Here is a 26,888-nt window from a genome sequence, read left to right as displayed (position 1 = left end):
GCAGGAGTTGTCGCCATGTCCGTGATGGAGCGGATCCAGGCCGAAGTCGAAAGCCATCCGATCGTCCTTTTCATGAAGGGCACCGCGCAGTTCCCGATGTGCGGTTTTTCCAGCCGCGCGGTGCAGGCGCTCAAGGCCGCGGGTGCAACGCAGCTGCACACGGTCAACGTGCTCGAGGATCCGGAGATCCGCGCGAACCTGCCGCGCTATTCGAACTGGCCGACCTTCCCGCAGCTTTTCATTCACGGTGAACTGATCGGCGGCTGCGACATCACGCTGGAGCTGTTCGAGTCGGGCGAACTGGCGCGCATGATCAGCGAGACGCACAACCAGTGAGTCCGCTCGAAGGACGCGTCGTCCTGGTGACCGGCGCCCACGGCGGTCTTGGCGCCGCCGCGGCGCAGGCGTGCGCGCGTGCCGGTGCGACGGTCGTGCTGCTCGGCCGCAAGGTGCCGAAGTTGAACCGGGTGTACGACACGCTGGCGCAGGTCGGGTCGGAACCGCTGCTCTATCCGCTCGACCTGGAAGGCGCCAGCGCCGACGACTACGCCGAACTCGCGCAGCGCATCGAAGCCGAACTCGGACGCCTCGACGGCGTGCTGCATTGCGCGGCCGACTTCGCCGGCCTCACGCCGCTGGCGCAGACCGATCCGGCGGTGTTCGCGCGCGCGCTCCACGTGAACCTCACCGCGCCGTGGTGGCTGACGCAGGCCTGCCTGCCGCTGCTGGCGAAGTCCGACGACGCTTCGGTGGTGTTCGTCGTCGACGATGCCGCGCGTGCCGGCCAGGCGTTCTGGGGTGGCTACGGCCTGGCGCAGCAGGGGCTGGAAGGCCTCGTGCACATGCTGCATGCCGAGATGCCGAACTCCTCCATCCGCGTGGCCGGATTGCGACCGGGCCCGATGCGCACGGCGCTTCGCGCCAAGGCCTACGTGGAAGAAAACGATCGCGCCGCGCTCGATCCGTCGGCCTATGCCGCCTCGTGCGTGACCCTGCTTTCGGCCGCCGGCGCCGTCCACCGCGGACAGGTCTGGATCCCGACACCCGCGGCCGTCGGCCTGACCCAGTTGCAGTGACCGAACGCCCATGACCATCGCGTCCGCAGCGCTGCTGCTGTTCCTCATCCTCGACCCGCTCGGCAACGTGCCGGTCTTCCTGAGCCTGTTGCGCGGCCTTCCGCCGCAGCGCCAGCGCATCGTGCTCGCGCGCGAGCTGCTGATCGCGCTGGCCGTGCTGATGATGTTCCTCTGGGGCGGCAAGTACGCGCTGGAGCTGATGCACCTGCGCCAGGAGTCGGTGTCGATCGCCGGCGGCATCGTGCTGTTCCTCATCGGCATCCGCATGATCTTCCCGCCGCCGGAAGGCCTGATGGGCGAGATCCCCGACGGCGAGCCCTTCATCGTGCCCATGGCGATCCCGCTGGTGGCCGGCCCGTCGGGCATGGCGGCGGTGATGCTGATGGGCAGCAACGAGCCCGCCCGCCTCAACGACTGGAGCCTCGCGCTGCTCATCGCCTGGGGCGCGACGGCGGCGATCCTGTTCTCCGCGACGCTGCTCTACAAGCTGCTCGGCCGCAGAGCGCTGACGGCCATCGAGCGCCTGATGGGCATGCTGCTGGTGGCGATCTCGGTCCAGATGTTCCTGGACGGCCTCGGGACGTACCTGCAGATCTCGCCCCCGTAAGCGGTGCCAGCCGTGCGGACGACGCCCGATCCGGTTTTGCCGGGTCGGGCGTTTTCGTTCGGGGGCCGACATTCCGCGTCCGGACCCGCCCGATATGCGGTTGGCGGTTTGTGTCCGTTAGTGATGGCCGTCACGGCCCTGTCACACAGGGCTTCTAGCCTGTTAAACTGACGTTAACCGGCGGGCTCCGGCCCGGCGCCCCAGGGGGCGGAATCAAAACCTTTTCTTGCACGGGTGCGACCGGGGTCGCGCCTGGCTTCCCTCTTGTGAACCACGCTTCGAGGCCATCGTAATGACCCATCCGAATCGCGTCCGTCTGTCCAAGCTCACGCTTGGTCTGCTCGCCGCCCTTGCCACCGCGCCCGTGTTCGCACAGGCCACCTCCGCCGGCGTCGGCGGCACCGTGACGCGCACGGACGGCCAGCCCGTCGCCGGTGCGGAAGTCGTCATCACCCACGTCGAATCGGGCACGGTGAGCCGCGCCACGACCGACGCGAGCGGTCGCTACACCGCGCGCGGCCTGCGCGTCGGTGGTCCGTACACGGTGACCATCACCAAGTCGGGCGAGGGCACGAAGACGGAAGACAACGTCTACCTCGACCTCAACAAGACCAACACGATCAACGCCGCGCTGACGGGCGACCTCACCACGCTCGACACCGTCACGGCGGTCGCGCTGGGCGGTTCGGACGTCTTCAGCGCCACCAAGATGGGTTCGGGCACGAGCATCAGCCGCCAGACCATCGAAGGCCTGCCGTCGGTCAACGGCAACATCCAGGACTACATGCGCCTGGATCCGCGCCTGGCCGTCACCGACCGCGCGTCGGGTTCGATCTCCGCCGGCGGCCAGAACCCGCGCTTCAACAAGATCACCATCGACGGCGTCTCGGCCAGCGACACCTTCGGCCTGGAAGGCAACAACATGCCGACCCAGCGCCAGCCGGTCTCGATGGATGCGATCGAAGCCATCGACGTCAATGTCGCCAACTACGACGTGTCGTTCTCCGGCGCCGCCGGTGCGAACGTCAACGCGGTGACCAAGTCGGGTACCAACGAGTTCCACGGCACGATCTACGGCTCGATCCGCGACGGCGACTGGTTCGGCGATTACCCGGCGCGCGTCGCCGGCAGCACCCTGGACGTCACCGGCCTGCCGTTCGACGAGTTCAAGAAGGAAACGACCTACGGCATGACCTTCGGCGGTCCGCTGATGAAGGACAAGCTGTTCTTCTTCGCGAACTACGAGAAGTTCAAGCAGACCGACATCGGTCCGGCCGGCAAGAGCCAGGGCACCAACCCGCTGGCCGTCGGCGCCGACTTCTCTGCCGACGACGTGGCCCGCGTGCAGGACATCGCGCGCAACATCTGGGGCTTCGAGCCGGGCAGCACGAGCGGCAGCGGCGACACCGAGCTTGAAGAGTACGCGCTGAAGCTCGACTGGAACATCAACGATGCCCATCGCGCGAACCTGCGTTACAGCAAGCTCGAACAGAACCGCGTGCGTCCGGAAGCGTCGACCGCGTCGGTGCTCGCGCTGAGCTCGAACTGGTACAACCACGTCAAGACCGTCGAAAGCTACGTCGGCCAGCTCTTCAGCGACTGGTCGGACAACTTCTCGACCGAGTTCAAGGTGTCGTATCGCGACTACTCCGCGATTCGCGTCAGCCCGACGACGGCGCCGACGGTGCAGGTGTACTTCGACGATGGCAGCCCGACCACCGCGATCAACACCGGCGACGCGATCCGCCTGGGCACCGAGCGCAGCTCGCCGGGCAACACGCTGCTGACCGAAACGTGGAACTACTTCGCGGCCGGCACGTGGACGCTGGGCGACCACGACATCAAGTTCGGCGGCGAGTACGCCGAGAACGATATCTACAACTACTTCCTGCAGGATTCGTGGGGCAACTACAGCTTCTACGTCCCGGGTACCGGCACCGCCAAGGACTTCAGCTTCCTCGAGAACGGTCGCTACTTCGATTACGACCTGCAGACCAACCCGGCCGATCCGAATGCGATCGCCGCGCGTTACAAGGACAAGAAGCTCGGTCTGTTCATCCAGGACACCTGGTATGCCACGCCGAACCTGACGCTGACCTACGGCATCCGCGCCGATCGTCCGGAAGCCACGCCGGCTCCGCCGTTCAACGCCTGCTTCGCGTCCGCGCGGGTCGCCAACGGCACGGGCGGCGCCGCCTGCCCGAACGGTGGCTTCAGCCTCGACAATACGGCCACCTACAGCGACGACTTCATCCTGCAGCCGCGCTTCGGCTTCAACTACACCTTCAACTGGGAGCGTCCGGCCCAGCTGCGCGGTGGCGTGGGCCTGTTCCAGGGTGACGCGCCGCAGGTGTGGGTGGGCAATGCCTACAGCAGCACCGGCATGAACTACACCGCTTACGGCAACCCCGGCACGTACTCGCCGACCGCCAGCATCAACTGCTCGGGCACCGGCCCGGTCAACGGCTGGAACCCCGTCACCGGCTGCAACAACGGCCTGGACTTCAGCGCCGACGGCTTCAACCAGCCGATCCCCGCCGGCGGCACCGGCATCCGCAACGTCAACGCGATCAGCGAAGACTTCGAGCTGCCGTCGGTGTGGAAGGCGAACCTCGCCATGGATGTCGAGACGCCGTGGAACGGCATCGTCGCTTCGGCTGAAATCCTGCTCACCGACGTCAAGAACGGCCTGTTCTACCGCACGCTCAACATCGGCCCGGGCTTCATCCCGGCAAACTCGCCGGATGGCCGCGTGCTGTACTGGAACCCGAACTCGGTCAACAAGAACGCGACCGCGCGCTTCGGCAACAACAGCTACTTCGGCGACGTCTTCCTGCTGGAGAACACCAACAAGGGCAAGGGCCAGCAGTTCACGGTCTCGCTGACGCAGCCCTTCATGGAAGGCAGCGACTGGTCGTGGAGCCTGGCGTACACCTACACCAACGCCGAGGAAGTGTCGGCGCTGACCAGCTCGACGGCTGGCTCGGGCTTCGGCTCGCAGCTGAGCTTGAACCCCAACGAGCCGAGCAGCAGCACGGCGCGTTACGAGATCCGCGACCGCATCACCGGCTCGTTGAACTGGGACCACAAGTTCTTCGGTGACTACAGCACCAGCGTCGGCCTGTTCTACGAAGGCCGCAGCGGTCGTCCGTACAGCTACATCTTCAGCGGCGACGCGAACGGCGACGGTCGTACCTTCAACGACCTGTTCTACGTGCCGGCGGGCCCGGGCGACGTGCAGTTCGGTACGCTCAGCGCCACCGGCGTGTTCACCGCCAACGCGGCGATGGAGCAGGCGTTCTGGAACTGGATGGGCACGCAGACCGACCTGCAGGCCTACCGCGGCCAGGTTGCTCCGGAGAACGGCTTCCGCGCCAACTGGGTGAACACGTTCGACGTGCGCATCAGCCAGGAGCTCCCGGGCTTCTTCAAGGGCCACAAGTCGCAGATCTGGTTCGACATCCAGAACGTCGGCAACCTGCTGAACAAGGATTGGGGCCATGTGATCGACTACGGCTTCAACGCCAACCTCGCGGCGGCGACGCTGGTGGGCATCGATCCGGCGACCGGCAAGTACGTCTACTCGTACCGCAGCGGCACCGAGTTCGGCCAGGCCACGGCGAAGGGCATCCCGACCAACGCAGACGGCCAGACCAACGGCATCTCGCAGTGGTCGATGTCGATCGGCGTGCGCTACGAGTTCTGATCCAGCTGCCTGATGTACCGAAAACGGCCGGGGAAACCCGGCCGTTTTCTTTTTACGGGGGAGGGGGCTAGAGTCGCAGGGCTAAAAAACGAAAGAAGAGACAGACAGGTTCATGAGCACCGCCACCCCCATCGAAACCACGCTTCCCACCGTCAACGCCCGCATCTACCCGAAGGGCGGGCTGGACGTCCTCTCGCACAACGAAGTCGCCCGCCTGCGCGACGTGTCCACCGGCATGCACGACCTGCTGCGCCGTTGCGCGCTGGCCGTGCTCACCAGCGGCAGCGCGTCGGACGATCCGCGTGCCGCGCGCGAGCTGTATCCGGAATTCGACATCGAAGTGCACCAGCAGGATCGCGGCATGCGCATCGACCTGCACAACGCGCCGGCGATGGCGTTCGTCGACGGCGAGATCATCCGCGGCGTCGCCGAACTGCTGTTCGCCGTGGTGCGCGATCTTGCCTACACCGCGATGGACCTCGGCCCGGATTCGCCGCGCGACCTGGAGACCAGCGACGGCATCACCGACGCCGTCTTCGGACTGCTGCGCAACGCGCGCATCCTGCATCCGACCGATCCGAACCTGGTCGTGTGCTGGGGCGGTCATTCGATCTCGCGCGACGAGTACGTCTACACCAAGCAGGTCGGGTACGAACTGGGCCTGCGCGGCCTGGACATCTGCACCGGCTGCGGCCCGGGCGCGATGAAGGGCCCGATGAAGGGCGCGACGATCGCGCACGCCAAGCAGCGCCGTTTCAAGACGCGCTACATCGGCATCACCGAGCCGGGCATCATCGCGGCCGAATCGCCGAACCCGATCGTCAACCACCTGGTGATCATGCCGGACATCGAGAAGCGCCTTGAGGCCTTCGTCCGCATGGGCCACGGCATCATCGTTTTCCCGGGCGGCGTGGGCACGGCGGAGGAAATCCTCTACCTGCTGGGCATCCTGCTGCGCGAGGAAAACGCGAACCTGCCGTTCCCGCTGATCTTCACCGGCCCGGCGTCCGCCGCGCCGTATTTCGAACAGATCGACAAGTTCATCCGCCTCACGCTCGGCGACGAAGCGACCAAGCGTTACGAGATCATCGTCGGCGACCCCGACCAGGTCGCCAAGCGCATGTCGGCGGGTATCCGCAAGGTGCGCGAGCATCGCATCGCGCAGAAGGATTCGTTCTTCTTCAACTGGTCGATCGACATCCCGCTGACGTTCCAGCGTCCATTCGTGCCGACGCACGAGGCGATGGCCGCGCTCGACCTGCACCACGGCCGCAAGCCGCACGAGCTCGCGGCCGATCTTCGCCGCGCGTTCTCGGGCATCGTCGCCGGCAACGTGAAGGAAGACGGCATGCGTCGCATCGAGGAGTTCGGGCCGTTCGAGATCCACGGCGATGCGGACATGATGCAGTCGCTCGACGCGCTGTTGCGCGCGTTCGTCGAGCAGCGCCGTATGAAGATCGCCGGCGAATACAAACCCTGCTATCGCGTGGTGGCGTAAGCCGTCAGGACAGGCCGGTGCGGATCGCGCCGGCCTTCCTGGTTCTTCGGTTCACGCGTTCGTCGGCAGGCGCACGGTCGCGATGAAGCGGCGTCCTTCCTGCTGCGTCAGCACGCTGCCGCGACCGCCGGTCAGGGCTTCGATCCGCACCTGCGATGCATTCAATCCGACGTGGTGGCCGGGCCGGTTCTCGCCGCCGCTCGCCAGCGGATTGATGATCCGCACGATCACCGTGTCGGGCATCGTCGACACCGCGATCTCGACCTCGCCGCCCTCGGGGCGCCGCTCGATGCCGTGCCGGATCGCGTTTTCCACCAGCGGCTGGATCGACAGCGAGGGCACCATCACGCGCGGGATCTCGCGCGGCAGCTTCCACTCGATGCGCAGACGCTCGCCGAAGCGGAGCGATTCGATTTCAAGGTAACGGCGGGCGAGCGCCAGTTCGTCTTCCAGCGTGATGTCGCGCGGCCCGGCGAGCGCCGCGCGGAACAGGTCGGCCAGGTCGAGCAGCAGGCGTTCGACTTCCTCCGGCTGCCGGTGCACGAGCGCGGCGCCGGTGTTGAGCGTGTTGAACAGGAAGTGCGGGCGGATGCGGGCCTGCAGGGCTTCCAGTTCGAGCTGCTTGGCGCGCAGGGCAAGCTGCCGCGCGCGCCACTGGCTCTGGAACACGGCGATGCCGAGCGCGCCGATCGTCATGACCATGCCGATCAGGCGCCACTGCGTCCAGCGCCAGTCGCCGAGGTCCATGCCCCAGCCTTCGCGGAAGAAGAAGCCGATCGCGGCGGTGATCATCCAGGTGCTGACCAGCAGGATCGCGAGCACCACGTACGCGATGCGATGCGGCGGCAGCGAGCGCAGGGGGCGGCGGACCAGGTACAGCGAGGCGATGCTCCACAACAGCACCCACTGGATCGCCACCGACATCAGCCCGAAGTAGCGCAGGCGTTGTTCGTCCAGTCCGGGCGCCAGCGCGAGAAGCAGGGCCAGGGCTTCGCCCGACAGCATCGTCCAGATGATCGCCGTGGGTTGCCACAGGGCGTCCAGCGGACTGTGTGCGGGTTGCGAACTGGGCATTGGAGCACTGCACTGGAGCGGCCGCCGGGCCACCATATTGCCTGCCGGCCCGTGGCGGGGGCCATAGCCGGCAGGCCAGGGCGACCGGGCGAGATGCGCGTCACAGCGCCCGCCACGCCCATCGGCCGATCCGACCGCTCATCCCCGGTGCGCTTGTCCGGGAGCGGCGGTCAGGGAAACATGCCCTCGGGGTGTAAGGGGAATTCAATTCCATGACCAGTTCCAGGAGCCGGGGGTTCACCCTCGTCGAGCTCATGACAGCGATCGCCGTGCTTGCCATCGGCAGTGCGCTGGCGTTCCCGTCCTTCCAGGGCGTGATGCGGTCCAACCGCGTCGCCACCAGTACCAACAACTTCATCGCGGCGTTCAACCTGGCGCGAAGCGAAGGCATCCGCGGAAACCGCGGGGGCGGCGTGTGCCCCTCGTCGGATGGACTGAACTGCGAAGGCACCGATTGGAACATCGGCCTCATGGCCTACGAGGACGTCGACTTCAACGGCACCTTCAGTGCAGGCGATCGCGTGGTCCGCTACTTCGAGGGCAACGATGCCATCGAGTTGACCGCGCAGTCCGGAGGCGGCGGCATCGAACAGGTGGCCTTCGACCGGTCGGGACGCGTCGCGGCGCCGGTCCTGATCAACCTGCAGATCAAGGACTGCGAAGCAGGGCAGGAGTACCGCCGCGTGATCGAAGTGCGCCAGATCGGCCAGACGCGAATGACCAAGGAGCCGTGCCAGTGACCATCCGCCGCCAACCGCATCTTTCGCGGCGCCAGTCGGGCTTCTCGCTGATCGAGGTGCTCATCGCGCTGCTCGTGCTCGCGCTGGGCCTGCTGGGCCTCGCGTTCCTGCAGGTGCTCAACGTGCGCTACACCAGCAGTGCCGAGAACCGCACCATGGCCACCAACCTGGCGAGCGAAGTGCTCGACATGATGCGCTCCAATCCGCGGCACGTGGTCGTGTACCAGCGCCTCACGCAGGCGTCCTTCGCCGGTGTGACCGAACCGGTGGGCGGATGCAGCGCGATCGGCGAGAACGCCGGCTCCGTGCTCCAGAACATCGCGCGCTGGCGTTGCGACGTGGTGTCGCAGCTGCCGGGCGGCACCGGCAACGTCCAAATCCAGGGCACGCAGGCGACGGGTTACATCGTGACCGTCACGGTGACGTGGGTGGATGACGTCGGCGCGGATGACGATGAAGTGCAGAACGCGCGGGGCATTGGCCAGCGCACTTCGTTCCAGGTGGTCTCCACACTATGAACCGTCGACATTCCTACAACGCGCGCCTCGCGGCCGGTCTCTCGCTGATCGAGCTGATGATCGCCATGGTCATCGGCCTGGTCCTGCTGCTGGGCCTGGTCCAGGTGATGAGCGCCTCGCGCAATGCCTACCAGCTGTCCACCGGCCTGGCCCGGACGCAGGAGAACGCGCGCTTCGCCGTGGACTACGTGCAACGCGACCTGCGCATGGCCGGCCACCTCGGTTGCGTGAACGACCAGGCACGCATGCAGACGGCGGTTCCCACCGCCAGCGATGCCACGCGCGAGGGCCTGAACCTGTGGTTCCTCACTGCGGCCGAGCGCAACGCGCGCAGCTTCAATGCGCTGAGCGACAACCGCTTCCCGTTGCGCTTCGACCTGGGCATCCAAGGCTTCGAGGCCGCGACCAGTGCGCCCGGCAACAGCCGTACGCTCGCGGCGGGTACGCCGGTGGCGGGCAACGCGAACCAGTGGACTCCGGCCTTGCCGACCATCCTGGCGAACCTCAATCCGGTCGCCGGCAGCGACATCCTGGTCGTGCGCTTCCTCTCGCGCGACGGTGTTCCCGCCGTGCTCAGCTCGGTCAGCGCGAACTCCTACACCATTCTCCCGTCCGCGTACGGGCGCACCGTATCGACCGCCAACAGCACCGGCCTGTTCGGCCTTGCCGATTGCACCTCCGCCAGCGTGTTCGCCTCCAACGTCGTCGATGCGGGCACCGGCCAGGTCAGCATCGCCGTCGGTGGCGCCAGTCCGAACCAGAGCGGCGTGCTCAATGTGGAGCAGACCCAGGAGCGCAGCAGCTTGCCGCCGACGCTGCACCGCGCGGAAGGCTACGTCTACTACGTCGCGGCGGGCGTCAATACGAATGCCGATGGCACCAGGCCGCCGTCGCTGTATCGCGCGCGCATCATCTACGACGGCGCCAACGTCCGCTTCGACCCGGAAGAACTGGTTGAAGGTGTCGAATCGATGCAGTTGCTGTACGGCATGGACCAGAACCTGCCGAATGCGCCGCCGCGCGGCAGCGTCGAGCGGATGCGCGTGGCGTCGGCCGTCAACGCCACTCCCACGAGCAACCCGAACAACGCGCAGGGCGACGAGTGGCGCCGCGTCGCTTCGGTTCAGATCGGGCTGCTCATGCGCAGCTCCGATCGTGCGACGGCGGTGCAGGCCCAGCAGGCACCGCGCGTGCTGGGCGTGCAGCTGAATCCCCCAAGCTCCGATGGCTACTACCGCTCGGTCTACGAGACCACGGTCGTGCTGCGCAACCGCATGTTCGGCAACTGAGGCGGACTCCTTTATGCATCGTACTCCCGTGAACTTCCCCGGACGCCAGCGCGGTGCCGTGCTGTACGTCGCACTGATCTTCCTGGTGCTGCTCGCCCTGCTGGGCGTGGCCGGCATGCAGGTCGCCTCGCTGCAGGAACGCATGGCGTCCAACTATCGTGCGACCAACCAGGCGTTCCAGCGTGCGGAAGGTCTGGCGCGACTGGCCGAGGCGCAGATCAACAGCGAACCCACGGGCCGTTTCATTCCGCGAAGCGGCGAACGCGACGAGCAGCGTCTGTGCGACGACCCCGATCCGGTTCGCGGTTCGGCCTGGGCCGACCTGCGCTCGCAGGATGACGATCCGGACACCGCCGTCGTCGGCACGGAACTCAACGACTGCATGGGCCTTCAACCCCTGAACAAGGGCAAGGGGCCACGAAATGAGACTACCCGCTCGATCTGGCAGATCTCCGCCTTCTCGACCGATATGCCGGTGGATCCGACTTCGGACGCCGGTGTCGAAACCGTCTTCGTGCCTTAAGGCTGCCTCCATGAAACTCGAACGATTGCTGATCGTTTCCCTCGCTGCGGCCGCTGCCGCGGGCGTGCTCCTTCTGACGGTAGACGTGGGCGCCAATGCCACCCGCCAGGGTGATGGCACGCTCGCGCAGGAGCCCATGCACCTGGGCGCGACCGTCTCCCCGAACTTCATCATGGCCATCGACGATTCGGGCTCGATGACCTTCCAGACGATGTTCCCCGGCGCCGACGGTGAAGGTTGCTGGAGCACCACCGACAAGAGCTTCTTCAACGGCACCGCGCTGCGGACGTCCGGTTCCTGCGACTACCTCTACGTCCTGCCGGGCGCGCGCATCAACAACTACTACGGCATTCCGCCGTTCGACGCCTACGGCTTCGCGCGTTCGCCGGACTACAACCCGACCTACTACAACCCGGACACCGTCTACGAGCCCTGGGTGAAGTCGGACCTGACCTCGTATGGCAACGCTTCGCTGACCGCGACCAGGCTCGACCCGCGCAACACCGCCTCGGTCAACCTGTTCGCCAAGTACTACAGCACCAACACCAACGACGACTTCCGCATGCAGACGGGCATGGTGATCCCGTCCGGCACGAACTACAGCCGGTACCAGTGCGTGGAGTGGAACAACCGGGGCGGCTGCACACGGTCGGATTGGGTGGGATACAGCGCTTCTTCGAACCTTACCTGGGACGCGGGTGCCGAAGACATCGCCATCGAACACGTTCCGGCGGTGGTCTACCTCAAGCAGAACCGCGTGATCGCGGGCTACTCGACGGCGGTTGAAGTCGCCAATGCCTGCGGCACCGGTTGCTCGCTGTACAAGTACACGCCGACCTCCGACGCGGCGAAGCAGAACTTCGCCAACTGGTTCTCGTACTACGGAAACCGCAACCGCGCGATGGTCGCGGGCCTGACGCGTTCGCTGAAGGACACCGAGAAGCTCCGCGTCGGCTACTTCACGATCAACAGCGGTCTGAAAGACGGCGCCTACAACAACTACCCGACGCTCACCATGCGCGACATGCAGGTGACGGCCGACAAGACCGCGCTGCTCACCGACGTGCTCAAGCTGAGCGCCAACGGCAGCACGCCGAACCGCTTCGCCGTCGAACACATCGGCAAGCAGTTCAACACCAACACCAACGTCATCCAGAACGCCTGCCAGAAGAACGCGGGCATGCTGTTCACCGACGGCTACAGCAACCAGAACGGACCGACCGGCTACAACAATGCCGACGGCACCCTCGGCGTGCCGTTTGCCGACAGCTTCGACAACACGCTCGCCGACATCGCCGCGTACTACTACAACACCACGCTGCGCGGTAACGCTTTCACTCCGGGCAAGGTGCCGACGGCCAACCCGCAGGTCTGCGAAAGCGGCACCGATGCGCAGAAGAAGGGGTTGGACTGCAACACCAACCTGCACATGAACTTCTACGGCATCACGCTGGGCGCGAAGGGCAAGCAATTCGGCGTGAACTGGGGCGTCCGTCCTGACGGCCGCACCGACGGTGCGCTGGCGACGCAGCAGGCGCTGGCGTCCGCTACCTCGCCGGCCTGGGAAACGCGTACCAACGACAACCCCAACACCGTCGACGAAATCTGGCACGCGACGATGAACGCGCGCGGTGGCTACATCAACGCGCAGACGCCGGCCGACATCACCAACGCCATGCGCAGCGTGCTCGCGTCGGTGGGCGTGGGCGGCGGCGTGTCGGGCAGCCTGGCGATCACCGGCTCGCGCCTGGGCGACAACTCCCTTTCGATCACGCCGCGCTTCAACCGCAATGGCGTCGACTGGTACGGCGATATCGTCGCGTCCAAGCCGGTGCAGGGCCGCGGCACGGACGGCAAGCCCACGATCACCTACACGACCCAGTGGACCGCGAGCACCAAGCTGCCGGTAGCGGCCAGCCGCAAGCTTTTCTACGCGACCACTACCGACGACAGCACCCCGGCGGTCGCCAACTTCTACACGGGCGGTCCGTCCACGCTGGCCGCGCTTTGTGCGAACTACGCCGCCGGTACGTGCGGCCCGCTCGCAGGCGCCGACATCACTGCGCTGGGCGTCACGGCCACGCAGGCGGTGCAGTACCTGGCCGGCGACCGCAGCCTGGAAGGCACGAAGCTGCGCGTGCGCACGCATCCGCTGGGCGACATCATCAATTCCGCGCCGGTGGTCACCGCGCCGACCGACGACTACGGCTATTCGGTGCTGCGCAAGGCCGACGGCACCTTCCAGTACGATCCGTACAACTACAACGCGTACCTCGACGCCAAGAAGAACCGCAGGCGGATGGTGTACGTCGGCGCGAACGACGGCATGCTGCACGGCTTCCGTGGCGACACGGGCGAGGAAGCGTTCGGCTACATCCCGGCAACTGCCGTGGGCTACATGGGCAACCTGCTCTTCCCGAGCAGCCCGAACTTCCAGCACCGTTACTACGTCGACGGCCCGGTGGTCGCATCCGACGCCTTGTTCGGTACTACCTGGAAGACCGTACTCGTCGGCACGTCCGGCGCGGGTGGCCGCAGCGTGTTCGGTCTGGACGTGACCTCGGCCGGCAGCGGTGGGTTCGATGCCGACAGCGTGCTGTGGGAAGTCAACGACAAGATTCCGGGCGCAGTCGGCGACCGCATCGGCCATGTGCTGTCCAAGCCGGTCATCGTGCCGGTGCGCAGCAGCAGCGGTCGCCCGGTGTGGAAGGCGATCTTCGGCGCGGGCTACAACAACAAGCTCAATGGCGTCGCCGCGACCCAGGGCACCGTGACCCTCTTCATCGTGGACATCGCCACCGGCGATGTGGACTACATCGACGCGAAGGAAACCGCGGGTCCGGTCGCGCCCAACGGTCTGGGCAACGTCGCCGCGCTGGACCGTTACAAGTACGATCCCGCTGCGCGCAGGTATGTGGCGGGCACCGACGGCATGGTCGACACCGTGTACGGCGGCGACATCCAGGGCAACGTCTGGAAATTCGATCTGCTGGCTTCGGGCACCAGCCGCGTGGCGCTCGGCGGCAAGCCGCTGTTCACCGCGAAGGACGGTACGGGCGACGCAGCCAAGCGCCAGCCGATCACGGGCGGCATCGAGGCGGCGGTCGGCCCGCGCAACGGCGTCCTGCTGCTGTTCGGCACCGGCAGCTTCTCGCGCGATGGCGACAAGCAGAACACCGATCGCCAGACCATGTACAGCGTGCTCGACATGCCTGACGAATCGATCACGTTGCCGCTTTCGCGCAGCAACCTGGTCGGCCAGACCATGAACGCGAACGGCGGTATCACCGCCACTGCGGTGGACTACTACACCAAGCGTGGCTGGTACCTCGACCTGGGCGTCACCACAGGAGGCAACTTCGTGGCCGCCGGTGAGCGCATGATCGGTTACCCGCGCATCGACGAGCAGGGCACGATCTACTTCACCACCTATGCGCCGACCGCAGGCGATGCGTGCTCGGGCGGCGGCAGCAACTTCCTGTACGGGCTGTCCGTGAGCGACGGCAGCGGCGATCTCGGTGTGGTCAAGCTGGGATCCATCGATGGCAGCAGTCCAGCCGAAGGGACTGGTCGCCTCGGGCCGCTCGCGGGCGATGGCTCTTCGCCCGTCACCGAGGTGGGCATGAACACGACGGGCAAGGAAGGAGCCCTCGAAGGCAATCCGAGCAACGCAGACCTGGCTGCGGCGGCAGGCTTGCCGCCCGATTACTGCACCACGATCATCTCCGTGGCCGGCGCGCCGCTGATGTATCGACTGAGGCCGTGCGGCCGTCAATCCTGGAGACAGATCCGATGAGTAGCTTGTCGTCCCGCCGACGTTCGGCGCGTGGTTTCACCCTGGTCGAGCTGATGATCGTGGTTGCGGTGGTCGCCATCCTGGCGTCCATCGCATACCCCTCGTACAACGACGCCGTGCGCAAGAGTCGTCGTGGCCAGGCGAAGGCCGATCTACTCGAAGTGGCCCAGATGGCGGAACGCTTCAGGACGGTCAACGGGACCTATGCGGGTTTCACCGTGCCGACGACCAAGGCGAATTCGCCCAGCACCGGCACGGCGCGTTACACGGTTGCCGTGTCGAACGCCACCGCAGCCGGCTACACGCTCACGGCCACGCCCGTAAGCGGTGCCGGCCAGGAGCGCGATGCGAAGTGCCTGGCGCTGACGCTTACCCAGTCCGGTGCGAAGAGCGCGACCGGTAGCGACCCGAGCGTGTGCTGGTAACGAGCGAGCGTCAGGTGTGATCGCATGCCTGGCGCGTGCATGCTCTCGATGCGCCATCCGCGTCATCACCGCGATACACCGACCAACAAAAAGGGCCGCGATTTCTCGCGGCCCTTTTTGCTTTCGATCTTGGCGCCCGAAGTTGGACTCGAACCAACGACCCCCTGATTAACAGTCAAGTGCTCTAACCGGCTGAGCTATTCGGGCGGGGACCGGCATTGTAAAGCCTCGGGCGGCAAGGTCAAGACATGATGCTCAGAAGACGCATCCGGGATTCGGAGCGCGCGGCCGCGCCGTGCGGATGCGCCCAGGGCGGCTCACCACGACGCGCCCCACCTCGCGCTGCGCGCGGCGTTCGCACAGAAGGATCGTCAGGTTGTTGGTGGCCGTATAGCCGCTGGACACGTAGCGCACGCGCTGGCGGCCGCTGGTGCTCCGCAGGGTGAATGCGTCGTGGTCGATGGTGAACCGCTGCACGATGTCCGCAGGCGTCTCGGGCTGGTCCCGGCCATGCGGATCGCGATACAGGATCCAGCCGTCGTCCCAGATCGAATCCTTGCGACACTGTCGCCCGTCCGAGCTCGGGCACACCGTGACCGGCACTCGCCGCGACACGGCCCCCATCCGCGCGCCAGCCAGTGATGTGCCGAGCAGGCTCAGCGCCGCCGTCCCTTTCGTGCGCAACATCAGCGAGCTGAATTGAGGCCAGACGAGCGCAGTGCAGATCGCCAGCACGGCGAGGGTGGTGATCAGTTCAGGAAGGGTGAGGCCCCGGGCCCGGTCCATGGCGTCGAAAGCAGCGTGGGAGAGGGCTCCAGCGTCGCCGCCAACGCGGCCCGGCGGCATCGCCGCGCGCCGTCGGGCAGGGTAGGGAAATGCCGTTCCCGCCCCCATCCATGAGGCGGTCTACACTGAGGAATTTTCCGGAGCCATGCCGATGAACGACAGCCTCCATCCCGCCGGTTTCCAGCTCGTCTCGTCGTACCAGCCCGCGGGCGACCAGCCGCAGGCGATCGAGCGCCTGGTGGCGGGCTTCGAGAACGGCCTGGCGGCGCAGACGGTGCTGGGCGTCACCGGCTCGGGCAAGACGTTCACCGTCGCCAACGTCGTCGCGCAGGTGCAGAAACCGACGATCGTCATGGCGCCGAACAAGACGCTTGCCGCGCAGCTGTACGGCGAGTTCAAGTCGTTCTTCCCGCACAACGCGGTCGAATACTTCGTCAGCTACTACGACTACTACCAGCCGGAAGCCTACGTTCCCTCGTCCGACACCTTCATCGAGAAGGACAGTTCGGTGAACGAGCACATCGAGCAGATGCGCCTGTCGGCGACCAAGGCGCTGCTCGAACGCCGCGACGCCCTGATCGTCTGCACCGTCTCGGCGATCTACGGCCTGGGCGATCCGAACGAATATTTCCGCATGGTGCTGCACATGGTGCGCGGCGAGCGCATCGACCAGCGCGAACTCATCCGCCGCCTCACCGAAATGCAGTACACGCGCAACGACACCGAACTGCGCCGCGCGACCTATCGCGTGCGCGGCGAAGTGGTGGACGTGCATCCGGCCGAAAGCGATGCCGAAGCGCTGCGCATCGAGCTGTTCGACGGCGAGATCGAACGCCTGACGCTGTTCGACCCGCTCACCGGCGAATCGCTGCGCCAGGTGCCGCGCTACACGATCTATCCCGGTTCGCATTACGTCACTACACGCCGCACCGTGCTCGACGCGGTCGAGACCATCAAGGAAGAGCTGCGCGAGCGCCTGGAGCAGCTGTACGCGCAGAACAAGCTCGTCGAAGCGCAGCGCCTCGCGCAGCGCACGCAGTTCGACCTGGAAATGCTCGCCGAAGTGGGTTTCTGCAACGGCGTGGAGAACTACAGCCGCCACCTCACCGGCCACATGCCGGGCGAGCCGCCGCCGTGCCTGTTCGACTACCTGCCGCCGGATGCGCTGCTGGTGGTGGACGAATCGCACGTGACCGTTCCGCAGATCGGCGCGATGTACAAGGGCGATCGTTCGCGCAAGGAAACTCTGGTGGAATTCGGTTTCCGCCTGCCGTCCGCGCTGGACAACCGCCCGCTCCGGTTCGAGGAATGGGAAGGCCGTTCGCCGCGCGCGATCTACGTATCCGCGACGCCGGGCCCTTACGAACTGGAAAAGTCCGAAGACCAGATCGTCGAACTGGTCGTGCGCCCAACCGGACTGATCGATCCGGAAGTGGAGATCCGACCGGTCGCCACGCAGGTGGACGACGTGCTGGGCGAGATCAACGAACGCGTGAAGATGGGCGATCGCGTGCTGATCACCACGCTCACCAAGCGCATGGCGGAAAACCTCACCGAATACCTCGGCGAACACGGCGTGCGCGTGCGTTACCTGCACTCCGATGTGGACACCGTCGAGCGCGTGGAGATCATCCGCGACCTTCGCCTGGGCAAGTTCGACGTGCTGGTCGGCATCAACCTGCTGCGCGAGGGCCTGGACATGCCGGAGGTGTCGCTGGTGGCGATCCTCGACGCGGACAAGGAAGGCTTCCTGCGTTCGGCCGGCTCGCTGATCCAGACCATCGGTCGCGCCGCGCGAAACGTGCGCGGCAAGGCGATCCTCTACGCCGACCGCGTGACCCGGTCGATGCAGGCGGCGCTGGACGAAACCGACCGGCGCCGCCAGCGCCAGGTCGCGCACAACCTTGAGCATGGCATCACGCCGCGCTCGGTCGCCAAGCCGATCGTGGACATCATGGAAGGCGCGCGCCCCGAACCGGGCGAGGTCGGCAAGGGTCGCGGCAAGGGCAAGAAGGTGGGCGAGAGCCTGGCCGATTACGCCAAGCTCACGCCGGCGCAGTTCGCCGCGCGCATCAAGGCGCTCGAACAGCAGATGTACGAACACGCGAAGAACCTGGAATTCGAGGAAGCCGCGGCGGTGCGCGACCAGCTGCGGCAGCTCAAGGACGCCGGATTCGCCGCCTGAACCGGCGCGGCGAAGGTCCGACGCGTACGGACCTGTTGCCGCGGCCGGGCCGACGGTTTACACTGCGCGCCCCTCGACGAGCGGTTCGCGTCGAGAGGAATCCGGAGCATTCCGGGAAGATTTCCGGGCGGTTAGCTCAGCGGTAGAGCACTACCTTGACATGGTAGGGGTCACAGGTTCGAACCCTGTACCGCCCACCACTTTAAGTGGTTGATACGGCGAGGCCTTCGGGTTCTCGCCGTTTTCATTTGTGGTGGCCACTGACCCCACACTGACCCCAGCGGCCAGCAGGTCGCGCAGCTTCGGCACGTCGCGCGCGAGGTCTTCAATTACGGCCGCCAGCGCCGCCCGCGCCTCGCCCAGGTACTTGGGGTCGAACTTCGCGTAGACGTCCGTCGTGCCCGCCGCGTGGTGCCCGAGCAGTCCCGACACCTCCCACGCCGGCACGCCACGCTGGCGCAGCCAGGTCGCCAGCGTGTGGCGCATCGTCTTCGGGACGAACCAGACCGGCAGCGCCGCCCGCACCCGGATTTTCCGCCACGAGGTTTTGATCGACGCCACGCGCCGGCCGTGCCAGTTCACCACGTAGCTCGCCGGCTTCATCTGGTCGACGTAGGCGGCGAGCGCCGGCAGCAGAGGCACCGTGGGCCTGTACTTCTTCGTCTGGGCCCGTCCCGGTGGATTGAGGCGCACCAGGCGCGCTGCGCGGTCCAGCTGGAACACCTGCAGGTCCCGGGCGGCGTCCCCGCGGCAGGCCGTGCACAGGCGCACGAGGAAGTAGGCCCAGATGTGCTCGGGCATCTCGGTATTCAGCAGCCGGACGATCTGCTCGCGGCTGGCGTAGTGCGGGTACGCCTCGCCGCCCTTCGGCAGCTCGACGAATGGCACCTGCGCGATTTCTCCGCGCTTCCACGCGCGGTTCAGGGCGGACTTGCCGACGCCCAGCACGCGGCGCGCGTACCCATCGCTGTAGCCCTTCTCGCCGCGCAACCACCGCATGAAGTCCTCCTGCCGCCCGATCGTCACCTCGGCCACCGTGGTATCCGTCCCGAAGTGCTCGCGCCACAGTGCCGCGCCGCGCTTGGCGACGTCTTTGCTCGGCAGCTCGGTGCCGTGCTGGTGCAGGTAGCGCGTCAGCACCGTCGCGACCGTCACGTCCGTCGGCGCCTGGTTCTTCATCGCCGCGTTCTCGATGTACCACTGCGCGAGCGCTACTTTCGCGGCTTCAAAGTCTCTTGTGCCAAGCGAAGCGCGCTGCTTGCATCCATTCGCGTCGCGCCACGCGCGCTGCCAGACGGCGGAGCCTTTTCGCTGCTCGAGCCAGTAATCGCCGATGCGGAAGCGGGTTGACACGTGTGCTGCTCCAGATACTTCAACAGGTGGGTTTCGCTGTACTTGATGAACTTGCCGATCCGGATGAACCCGATCTTGCCGGCCGTTCGGTGTCGGCGAAGCGTGATCTCGGCGACGCCGAGATAGGCCGCTGCCTCCTCCTCGGTGAAAAGGGTGGGGAGCTTCTCGGCGGCGCTCATGCGGCCTTCCTCGGTTGAGTCTTCTCGGTAGACCGTCCCCAACACTCCGCTATGCTTCCCATCGAAGGGGAGGGCGCATGCCAAGGATCAAGGAACCGGTAAGTTCTGCGCAGGCGTTCTGGCTTGTTGGGTTGTCGGCTGCGGCCGGAGCGCTTCTGGTGACGGTCGCGTCGGGAAAAGTGCCGTGGCTTCTGGATCAACTCTGGAGCCAAGAAGCCGCAGGCTGGCTTTCGGCGATCGCCACGGTTGGCGCGGTCTGGGTCGCCCTCAACTCGGCCCGCACTGAGCACCGCCGCGCCATGAGGCTTTCGCAAATTGAGCACCGACGTGCGCTTCGGTTGCGCGACGCGGAGTGGAAGAGGGAAGACCGCCTGGCTCGCATCGACGGGCTCCGAATGGGTCTGGTTGTGGCAAAGCCCATGCTGGAAGAGATTTCGGCCATCAGGTTCAATCTGAGTGGTATGGCTAGCTTCAATCACGGCGTTACTTCGGCGGAGCAGTGGGGACGGTTCCGCATCTTCTTTGTCGCATTGGAGACGCCTGTCTTCGATCTCTTCCACGGAAAGCTCGATGCCCTGGATCCGCAAACCGCTAGTGCCGTCGTACTCGCCTACGCAAAACTTGCGAGGCTGCTGTCCGAGGTGAACCGCAGAATTCCTGATGAACGCATACTGTTCGGGATCGAGCACGTGGAAGCCGCGAAACTCGCGAGAGAATTGGCGATGCACGTTGAGCCGGAGTTCGAAGCTGCGCACAAGGCTGTGCATAAGTTTGTCTCGATTGCGGAACCCGCCCTCGCAACGGAGCATTTCAATAGTTGAGGGCTTCAATTCAGCGCTCATGCCGCCTCCCTAAGCGCTCCGGCGACTGAGTCGAGGTTGGCTTGCGCGAGCGCGCGCAGCGGAGGCGGACTCACGCTGTTGCCGACCATTCGAATCGCCTGGGTGCGCGTGATTCGGCGGCCGTCAGCGGTGCGGTCGATGATGTAGTCCGGCGGAAACCCTTGTGCGTTGAACAGCTCGCGCTCGAACAGCATCCGATAGAGGATGTCGATTCGATAACCGACCACCACCGGTTCGCCAAGAGCCATATCGCCGCCGCGCGCAGTCGTGATAGTGCGCAGGGGATCGCCGGCTAGCCGAACGCCGGCACTGCTGCTGTTGCAGGTGCTGACGACGACCGGCTCGACGAGTCCGAACCTCGCCTTCGTCGTGACGGTCGGGAGGGGCTCGCTGCACGGCTGCCCCGTCGTGCCGCTGCCGCTGCCGTAGTACGGCGCCACGATAGGCTCGAACATCTGCGGCCGAGCACAACCTGGTCGCGCGTCGTTCGCTGCGCCGCCTGTCGTGATCGTGGTCATCGGTTCGGTAACCGGCTTGGCTTTGGACGAGCCCTGCGTGCCCATCAGCACCGGCTGGATCACCGGTTCGACCAGGTTCCCAGCGCCCCCGGTGAGGATCGTCGGCAACGGCTCGTCGACGGGCCGCGCGCTGCGACCGCCTTCGCTGGCGTTGCGATGGAGGATCACCGGCCGGAGGAAGTGAGGTGCAACGCCATTGCCTCCGGTGGTGATCGTCGGCACCGGGCTGGAAACCGGCCGGGCCGCACCACCTCCGCCTGTTGCCATGACCATGCCGGCGCGATGGCCCATGCGCTGCGCGATCTCGTCGGCCTGTTCAAGGGTGATGTCCAAGCGTGGTTCTCGTCCGTCGCGCAGCGCGGACAGGGCGTCGATGTAGGGCTGGGGCCAGCGACCACGAACGGCGCCGGCGAGTAGACGCTTGATGGTGTTGGGTCGAAGCGGGCGCTTCCGCGTGAAGATGCTGGTTCCGAGCACGCTCCAGTCGATGGCATCACCGGCTGAACGCTTCCGGAGCGGCCCGGAGTCGCGGTGACTAGGCGAGGGCCATTGGATCGGAAGCCCATCGCGCCGCGCCAGCAGGAAGAGCCGCTCCCGGTCGGTGCTTGCGCCATGATGGCTCGCGTCTAGCTTCCGCCACTCCACCTGGTAGCCAAGCGCGCGCAGCGCGGCGACGAACTGGCGCCAGGTGCGCCCCGTACGCTTCTTGTCGGGCACCAGCTGCTGGTTCTCGACCGGCACGCGCTCGCCGCGCGCCGCGATGGTGCCGTCCATCTTCAGCACGCGACCTGTCGCCTTATCGCGCTTCGCGACCAGCGGACCCCACGTCAGGATTTGCCAGACATTCTCCAGCGACACGATGCGAGGTGCGAGACCGACCCGGCTCAGTTGTCCGCACCACTTCAGCACGACCCACGAGAGCGCACGCGTCTTGCGGCTGCGCGGCTGCCCGCCCTTCGCCTGGCTGAAATGCGTGCAGTCGGGCGACGCGTGGAACCAGCCGACCTTGCGTCCAGCGACGTCGACGCGTGGGTCCGCGTGCCAGATGTCCTCGCGGTGGTGGATCGTCAGCGGGTGGTTCGCCGCGTGCATGCCGATCGCCCACTCGTCGTGATTGTAGGCCAGTGCCGGATCGATGCCGATCGCTTGCTTCAGTGCCTCGCTCGCGCCGCCGCCGCCGGCGAACAGGTCGATGACGATCTCGCCTGGTCGCAGTCGCGAGGCCTGCGGGCGCGGGAAGTTGAAGCCGCGGGACCCATCAGCCATGGGCCACCTCCACGCGATTGAAGTCGATCACCCACACCCACGGATTCGCGTCCCACGAGCCCGGGCCGTTGATCGTTTCCCACAGCCCCGCGAAGATCTCGCGCGCGCTGCTGTAAACGGCGAGGCGGTCAGCCATGGGGCTACGACGGCCGACCGCGATGTCCGGTAGCAGCTGAGGCCCAGCACCTTCAGCGACCGCGTCCTGTTCGCTGATCGAGTGCAGGCGCTCCACGCGGACGTCGGTCACTTCCAGCACCAGGCGGCACGCCCAGCGCGGCATGAAGAGCGGTGTCACGTTCCCGCGGTCTGCTGCCTTCGGCAGGCACCACTCAGGGTTGTATCGGTTGATCTCGTGATCGGAGAAGAAGCGGCACTCACCGTCCGCTGCATAGACCATCGCCCATGCGCGCATACGCGCCCACCGTGCCTCCGGCGTTTCGGCCCTGCTGTCCCAAGGGCCGCCTTCGTCGTTCTCGAACATGATTTCGCGCGCCATCGCGTTGGCGATGTCGAAGCGGTCCGAGAAGGAATGGGCCTGATACGCGTAGCCGTAGTTATCGGTGCCGGCGTTGAAGTCTGAGAAGTCGATCTGCCGGTGCGCCGCGACCACGCCTAGCGAGCACATGCAACCTTCGCTGTCGCTCAGGGCTCCGCGTCCGAGCTTCTTATCGGGCATGGCATCGAGCGCGGCTACGAAGTCGCGAAGCAACCGCTGGCCGCGCGTGCTGCGGATCGCGCTGGAGACGGCGCCGCGCCACAGTCCAATGTTCTCGCAGTCGTCGCTGTATCCGCTGCGGCTCATAGCGCATCCCCCAAGCTCATGACGAGCTTCTCGATGGTGGGCTGCATCGATTCATCGAGCGGCGTATTGCCGATGAGCAGCCGGGCGGCGGAGAGCGCGCCAATGATGCGCACTTCCCGCTGGTCGGAGTTCGTGAGCAGGCGCACCCACTGCTCGAGGTTCAGTTCGATCGAGCTCATCGTCAGCATTCGGTCGAGGCAAACAGGCGCGGGAACGTGCCGCCTTCGGCGACCTCGATCGCCAGCTGCTCGCGGAAGGTGCGCACGATCCCGGTCGGGCGTTCGTTCTCGTCGCAGTCCTGGAACTTGAGCGTGTCGAGCTCGTGGTCGCTGAGCGCGCGCGGCAGCTCGTCTTCGTCGCCGGTGGCGTCCTCGTGCGAGAGGCCGTGCTCTTCCATGTACCAGGCCAGGATCGATTCGGGCGTGCCGGCACCCGCGAACCACTCCATGTCGTTGATCTGCCAGACGGTAATCGGGAGCGTGTCCGCAGTGGCCGAGTCCGGCGCAGTCGGAAGCGGCGTGTGCAGCCCCCGCTTGCCCCCCTGCTTCGCTCGGATCTCGTCGATCTTCGTCCACACGCGCGCCAGTTCGGCGTCGCCGCACGCGTGCATGTCGAGGCCGGCGGCCAGGCAGTAGGCCCCGAGCGTGACCATCACGCCGCCCACTTCCTGCGCGGGTTCACCGACGTGACGCCCGTAGACGTACTGGGTCAGCGTAGCGACACGATCGCGGTCGTAGCCGTGCGCCTGGAGGAGTTCCAGCACTTCTTCGAGCAGGCGATCGCCGCGCTCGCGAATGTCGGCGCAGACCTCTTTCGGGAACGTCGCAGCCATCCACGCCGACACGCCCATCTGGAACGGTTCGGTCTGCGGGGTCCATGGCGTCACCGCGAGATACTCATGCGGCTCGCAGGTGAAAGCCGGTTCGCGGCCTTCGGCGTTGACCACGTGGTAGGTCAGCGGACGGCCATGCCGGCCCTCGTTGGCGAGCATCATCGCGCCGGCGGCGATCGCGGCGCGGTGGTGGGCGAAGCGGTCGATCTGGGTCATGCGGCTCTCCGGAGTAGGCGGCGCCACCATGGGCGCCGAAGGTGATCGATGACGGCCCTCAGGTGCGCGTTCTCGGCATCCTTCTGGGCGATCGCGGTAACCGCCCCGGCGCCGCGGTCACAACACAGCGGCGTCACCCCGCCCGAGAGTCCTGACCGGAGTCGGCGCCGGGGCATTCGCAAGGCGTGCGACGGCCGGGCGTACGATGCCCGGCATGTTCGAGTGGGGATACCTGACCACCGCAATCACAGATCGCCCGAAGACCGTCTACCGGTTGAACGGGAAGGAGGTCGCGCGCCTGAGCCAGCATCTGGACGGCCACTGGATCGCGACCTTGGACCAGCACCTGCCATGGGATTGGCGGCGGAACCGCGACTGCCAGAGCTTCGAATCAGGGCAGGCTGGCATCGAAGCATGGGCCAGGCGTCACGCAGACCGGCTGGCGACCGAAGTCGCGGCGATCGACGCAGCGCGGCCGTACCGGTCCTGGATGCCAGCGGGGCAGAAGGACGAGCCGCGGTGAACGGCCTATCTCACTCCATGCGACGATCGGCAGGCACGCTGCGCGCCTCCCCCGGAGTGATTGCCATGACTGAGAAACTCGTCTGGGCCGACATCGAGCCCCGCCTTCGCCAGCTCCGCCTCTCCGCCGATGACCTGAAGGAACGGTTCCCGGATGAGGCCGATTTCATGCCGCGGTTTGCCGACCTGGCCGACGACATCCTCGAAGCCGCGAACGACTCCTGCTACGACGACGCGAGCGTGCGCATCACCGACATGCTGATCGATCTGGGCTACGTGCCGGAAGAGCATCGGCAGCATTGATCTACTGCGCGCGACCCTTCGGCTTGCCTTCAGCGCTCTCCGCGATTTCCTGGTAGTACCGGAGCTGGTCGAGCACGACGCCCATGTACGCGCGGCCCTTCTCCGAGTCGATCGGCGGTGGCGCGTTCTGCATCGTACGCACCAAGGAATCGATCGAAGCGCGGAATTCGGGCCGGGCGGCCAGCATGGTGATTACAACGATCATCAGCGAGTCGAGCGCATACAGCCTGGCGCCAAGGATCTCGTTGGCATCAAGGCCGGGCTCGTTTTTCAAAGGGTCGCTCATGTCTATGCCGCAAGCCTGTGCTCGTAGAACGGGTGCCGCTTGTCGTCGAAGATCGCGTACAGCGCAGCGAGATTCCCCGCGTCAGGACGTAGCCACGCGTCGATGTGCTCGGGCTTGATGTTGATGATGGTGCGGTCGTGGCCGGCCGCGGCGACTTCGGGCTCCGGCTCGTCGGTGATTGCTGCGAACGAGTAGAGGTCAGGCGCGCCCTTGTAGCCCGGTGACCGATTCCACAAGCAGGCGATCAGCATGGGCTCTGCCGTCTTAGGCGTGAAGGCCAGCACTTGGTTCTCGCCGTTCGGCCCCTCGACGTTCTCGTAGAAGACGTCCGCGACCATGATCCCGTGCTGGTAGCCGAAGAGGTCCTTCCACGAGGTTTCGAGCTTGTCGCGCCGTGCGTTGTAGGTGCCCGGGAACTTGCGCTCGACTGCCTCGGTCCAGCCGGGCAGCCGGCAGAAGTACCGCATCGGCTTGATCACGCGCCGGCCGTCCTCCCAGATCATCACGGGCGCGTACACACCGGGGAACACGCGCGAGTCGCGGGGCAGGGGATCATCGGTGCGCCGTAGGTCCGCCAGCTTCTGCTTCGCCGCCTGGATCTTGTTGGTGGCGATGCGCACGTCCTCTTGCGCCTTCTTCGTCAGCTTCGTCTGAAGCGCGCGCTCGGCGGCGTTCAGCCGGGTTGTCTGGGTGAACAGCTCCTGTTCGGCCTTCGTTGCCGCCTCGCGGTTCCACTCGGCGATGTTGCGCCAGATCTCGCGCTCCGCCGGTGTCTGGCCAGCAGCAAATGCGTCGTCCATGGCCTTCGGCGTCTTCGGCCGGGCCTTTCCTTCGTCGTGGAAGTAGAGGGTGGCGAACTCCTCGATCGAAATCTCGGCGCCGAACTCGCGGACGTACTTGCGGTAGTTGGCCCAGACTTGGGCGGAATAGCACATGGCGCGGTCCCGAGGGAGAAGCGCGAATATACCGCCGGGCCGGTTAAAGGCCTCCGACCGGATGTCCGCTATCGGCCACAAGCGGACATCTTTGCGGGGCCGACAACTATTTCGCTGCACGGCTTTTACGAGCGTCCCACTACCTTGCGGCCAGGAGAGCCAAATGCCGCAGATGCCGAGGCCGCAGCCGGAAAACCGACGTGATGCGGCTGACAGGCTCGCACAAGCGCTCGCTGAGCTCGCAGCACAGCGCGATGCACTACGCGAGCATCGTGACAAATCCCGCAACCTGAAGAACATATCGGACCGAGTGATCGGAAGCAGCCAGCTGCTACGGGACAAGATCCGACGGTCCTGGTGAGTCTGCTTCGGGTCGAAAGCGGAAATTAGCAGCCGCGCGTGAGATGCGCCGAAGGAGGTTCGGCCGACCAGCGGCTGCGTGCCACGGCTGGAGCTGCCAGCTGGCCGGCCGAATTAGTCGAGCCAAGTGCGGAGCAGGAAGGCACTCAATCCGTCCCAAACGGCCCCCGCCGCGGACGTGACGAGCGCTGCCACGGCAAAGCCACCAAGCGCGTGGGCCAAGGTGGGAACCACTTGGGTAAGGACGATCT

General features: G+C 66.1%; 25 protein-coding genes, 2 tRNA genes and 1 pseudogene. 17 read left to right on the top strand and 11 right to left on the bottom strand.

From position 1 onward, the window contains the following. The first annotated feature begins 15 nt into the window (after window positions 1–15). From grxD to ppnN, 5 genes are all read left to right on the top strand, one after another. Window positions 16–336, top strand: a complete 321-nt coding sequence (gene grxD / locus GOY17_RS14110) for a Grx4 family monothiol glutaredoxin (RefSeq protein WP_115842448.1) — start codon at window positions 16–18, stop codon at window positions 334–336. After that, on the top strand, window positions 333–1,076 hold the full coding sequence (locus GOY17_RS14105; protein ID WP_157030872.1) for an SDR family NAD(P)-dependent oxidoreductase: 744 nt from the start codon (window positions 333–335) through the stop codon (window positions 1,074–1,076). Before grxD ends, GOY17_RS14105 begins: the two co-directional genes overlap by 4 nt. Window positions 1,077–1,086: 10 nt before the next feature. Beyond that, the gene (locus GOY17_RS14100) at window positions 1,087–1,683 is read left to right on the top strand and encodes a YhgN family NAAT transporter (protein ID WP_157030871.1); all 597 of its coding nucleotides are present in this window, start codon (window positions 1,087–1,089) and stop codon (window positions 1,681–1,683) included. Window positions 1,684–1,975: 292 nt separating this feature from the next. Next, complete coding sequence (locus GOY17_RS14095; RefSeq protein ID WP_198173694.1) at window positions 1,976–5,389, top strand: TonB-dependent receptor; 3,414 nt, start codon at window positions 1,976–1,978, stop codon at window positions 5,387–5,389. Window positions 5,390–5,501: 112 nt separating this feature from the next. Continuing rightward, window positions 5,502–6,887, top strand: a complete 1,386-nt coding sequence (gene ppnN / locus GOY17_RS14090; protein WP_115842444.1) for a nucleotide 5'-monophosphate nucleosidase PpnN — start codon at window positions 5,502–5,504, stop codon at window positions 6,885–6,887. A gap of 51 nt (window positions 6,888–6,938) precedes the next feature. Here ppnN and GOY17_RS14085 read toward each other — a convergent pair whose 3' ends face one another. Beyond that, window positions 6,939–7,961 carry a sensor histidine kinase gene (locus GOY17_RS14085; RefSeq protein ID WP_157030870.1) on the bottom strand — a complete coding sequence of 341 codons (1,023 nt, stop codon included), beginning with the start codon at window positions 7,959–7,961 and terminating at the stop codon, window positions 6,939–6,941. A gap of 212 nt (window positions 7,962–8,173) precedes the next feature. Between GOY17_RS14085 and GOY17_RS14080 the strand changes: the two genes are divergently transcribed. Genes GOY17_RS14080 through GOY17_RS14055 form a run of 6 tightly spaced genes read left to right on the top strand, consistent with a single transcriptional unit; the run spans window position 8,174 to window position 15,252 of the window. Beyond that, complete coding sequence (locus GOY17_RS14080) at window positions 8,174–8,701, top strand: GspH/FimT family pseudopilin (RefSeq protein ID WP_157030869.1); 528 nt, start codon at window positions 8,174–8,176, stop codon at window positions 8,699–8,701. Further along, entirely contained in the window at window positions 8,698–9,219 is a 522-nt protein-coding gene (gene pilV, locus GOY17_RS18840) for a type IV pilus modification protein PilV (protein WP_198173693.1), read from the top strand. The genes GOY17_RS14080 and pilV overlap by 4 nt, the downstream gene beginning before the upstream one ends. Next, the gene (locus GOY17_RS14070; protein ID WP_157030867.1) at window positions 9,216–10,508 is read left to right on the top strand and encodes a PilW family protein; all 1,293 of its coding nucleotides are present in this window, start codon (window positions 9,216–9,218) and stop codon (window positions 10,506–10,508) included. The genes pilV and GOY17_RS14070 overlap by 4 nt, the downstream gene beginning before the upstream one ends. Window positions 10,509–10,521: 13 nt before the next feature. Beyond that, on the top strand, window positions 10,522–11,031 hold the full coding sequence (locus GOY17_RS14065; protein WP_157030866.1) for a pilus assembly PilX family protein: 510 nt from the start codon (window positions 10,522–10,524) through the stop codon (window positions 11,029–11,031). Between the two features lie 10 nt (window positions 11,032–11,041). Continuing rightward, window positions 11,042–14,827 (top strand): pilus assembly protein, encoded by a 3,786-nt coding sequence (locus GOY17_RS14060; RefSeq protein ID WP_157030865.1) that lies wholly within the window; start codon window positions 11,042–11,044, stop codon window positions 14,825–14,827. Then, on the top strand, window positions 14,824–15,252 hold the full coding sequence (locus GOY17_RS14055) for a type IV pilin protein (protein WP_157030864.1): 429 nt from the start codon (window positions 14,824–14,826) through the stop codon (window positions 15,250–15,252). Before GOY17_RS14060 ends, GOY17_RS14055 begins: the two co-directional genes overlap by 4 nt. A 130-nt stretch (window positions 15,253–15,382) precedes the next feature. On the opposite strand, the gene GOY17_RS14050 is transcribed toward GOY17_RS14055, so the two are convergent. Continuing rightward, window positions 15,383–15,459: transfer RNA gene (locus tag GOY17_RS14050), tRNA-Asn, on the bottom strand. A gap of 48 nt (window positions 15,460–15,507) precedes the next feature. After that, window positions 15,508–16,098 carry a GspH/FimT family pseudopilin gene (locus tag GOY17_RS14045; RefSeq protein WP_198173692.1) on the bottom strand — a complete coding sequence of 197 codons (591 nt, stop codon included), beginning with the start codon at window positions 16,096–16,098 and terminating at the stop codon, window positions 15,508–15,510. A 91-nt stretch (window positions 16,099–16,189) separates the two neighbouring features. Between GOY17_RS14045 and uvrB the strand changes: the two genes are divergently transcribed. Both uvrB and GOY17_RS14035 read left to right on the top strand, forming a co-directional pair. After that, entirely contained in the window at window positions 16,190–18,223 is a 2,034-nt protein-coding gene (gene uvrB, locus GOY17_RS14040; RefSeq protein ID WP_115842597.1) for an excinuclease ABC subunit UvrB, read from the top strand. Window positions 18,224–18,348: 125 nt separating this feature from the next. Beyond that, window positions 18,349–18,423 (top strand) — tRNA-Val (locus tag GOY17_RS14035). Here the strand turns inward: GOY17_RS14035 and GOY17_RS18980 are convergent. Beyond that, a complete protein-coding gene (locus tag GOY17_RS18980) occupies window positions 18,374–19,024 on the bottom strand; it encodes a tyrosine-type recombinase/integrase (RefSeq protein WP_232338615.1) in 651 nt (216 codons plus the stop codon). The two genes, GOY17_RS14035 and GOY17_RS18980, sit on opposite strands and share 50 nt — an antisense overlap. Between GOY17_RS18980 and GOY17_RS18975 the strand changes: the two genes are divergently transcribed. Continuing rightward, window positions 19,013–19,573, top strand: coding sequence for a hypothetical protein (locus GOY17_RS18975; RefSeq protein WP_232338433.1), 561 nt, complete (start codon window positions 19,013–19,015; stop codon window positions 19,571–19,573). The genes GOY17_RS18980 and GOY17_RS18975 overlap by 12 nt on opposite strands. Window positions 19,574–19,638: 65 nt before the next feature. Here the strand turns inward: GOY17_RS18975 and GOY17_RS19150 are convergent. Continuing rightward, window positions 19,639–19,755 (bottom strand): annotated as a pseudogene (locus GOY17_RS19150) (DNA-binding protein); the annotation flags it as partial. Between the two features lie 77 nt (window positions 19,756–19,832). Here GOY17_RS19150 and GOY17_RS14020 point away from each other — a divergent pair. Beyond that, window positions 19,833–20,576 carry a hypothetical protein gene (locus tag GOY17_RS14020; protein ID WP_157030861.1) on the top strand — a complete coding sequence of 248 codons (744 nt, stop codon included), beginning with the start codon at window positions 19,833–19,835 and terminating at the stop codon, window positions 20,574–20,576. A gap of 17 nt (window positions 20,577–20,593) precedes the next feature. Here GOY17_RS14020 and GOY17_RS14015 read toward each other — a convergent pair whose 3' ends face one another. Genes GOY17_RS14015 through GOY17_RS18825 form a run of 4 tightly spaced genes read right to left on the bottom strand, consistent with a single transcriptional unit; the run spans window position 20,594 to window position 24,231 of the window. Then, on the bottom strand, window positions 20,594–22,381 hold the full coding sequence (locus GOY17_RS14015) for a DNA cytosine methyltransferase (RefSeq protein WP_157030860.1): 1,788 nt from the start codon (window positions 22,379–22,381) through the stop codon (window positions 20,594–20,596). Next, window positions 22,374–23,183, bottom strand: coding sequence for a hypothetical protein (locus GOY17_RS18830; RefSeq protein ID WP_198173691.1), 810 nt, complete (start codon window positions 23,181–23,183; stop codon window positions 22,374–22,376). Before GOY17_RS18830 ends, GOY17_RS14015 begins: the two co-directional genes overlap by 8 nt. Next, window positions 23,180–23,362, bottom strand: coding sequence for a hypothetical protein (locus GOY17_RS14005; RefSeq protein WP_157030859.1), 183 nt, complete (start codon window positions 23,360–23,362; stop codon window positions 23,180–23,182). The genes GOY17_RS18830 and GOY17_RS14005 overlap by 4 nt, the downstream gene beginning before the upstream one ends. Before the next feature lie 2 nt (window positions 23,363–23,364). Then, a complete protein-coding gene (locus GOY17_RS18825) occupies window positions 23,365–24,231 on the bottom strand; it encodes a hypothetical protein (protein ID WP_198173690.1) in 867 nt (288 codons plus the stop codon). 214 nt (window positions 24,232–24,445) lie between these two features. On the opposite strand from GOY17_RS18825, the gene GOY17_RS13990 reads away from it, so the two are divergent. Beyond that, window positions 24,446–24,754, top strand: a complete 309-nt coding sequence (locus GOY17_RS13990; RefSeq protein ID WP_157030858.1) for a hypothetical protein — start codon at window positions 24,446–24,448, stop codon at window positions 24,752–24,754. Between the two features lie 65 nt (window positions 24,755–24,819). After that, entirely contained in the window at window positions 24,820–25,056 is a 237-nt protein-coding gene (locus GOY17_RS13985; protein ID WP_157030857.1) for a hypothetical protein, read from the top strand. A 1-nt stretch (window position 25,057) separates the two neighbouring features. Here the strand turns inward: GOY17_RS13985 and GOY17_RS13980 are convergent, their stop codons facing one another. Then, entirely contained in the window at window positions 25,058–25,342 is a 285-nt protein-coding gene (locus GOY17_RS13980; RefSeq protein ID WP_157030856.1) for a hypothetical protein, read from the bottom strand. Window positions 25,343–25,344: 2 nt separating this feature from the next. Continuing rightward, window positions 25,345–26,277, bottom strand: a complete 933-nt coding sequence (locus GOY17_RS13975; protein WP_157030855.1) for an SOS response-associated peptidase family protein — start codon at window positions 26,275–26,277, stop codon at window positions 25,345–25,347. Window positions 26,278–26,888 lie beyond the last annotated feature (611 nt).

It is taken from the genome of Lysobacter soli (genome assembly GCF_009755585.1).
In the GTDB taxonomy this organism is placed as follows: domain Bacteria; phylum Pseudomonadota; class Gammaproteobacteria; order Xanthomonadales; family Xanthomonadaceae; genus Lysobacter_J; species Lysobacter_J soli.
Note: the sequence above shows the minus strand (reverse complement) of the source record. Positions and strands in the feature narration are given on the sequence as shown.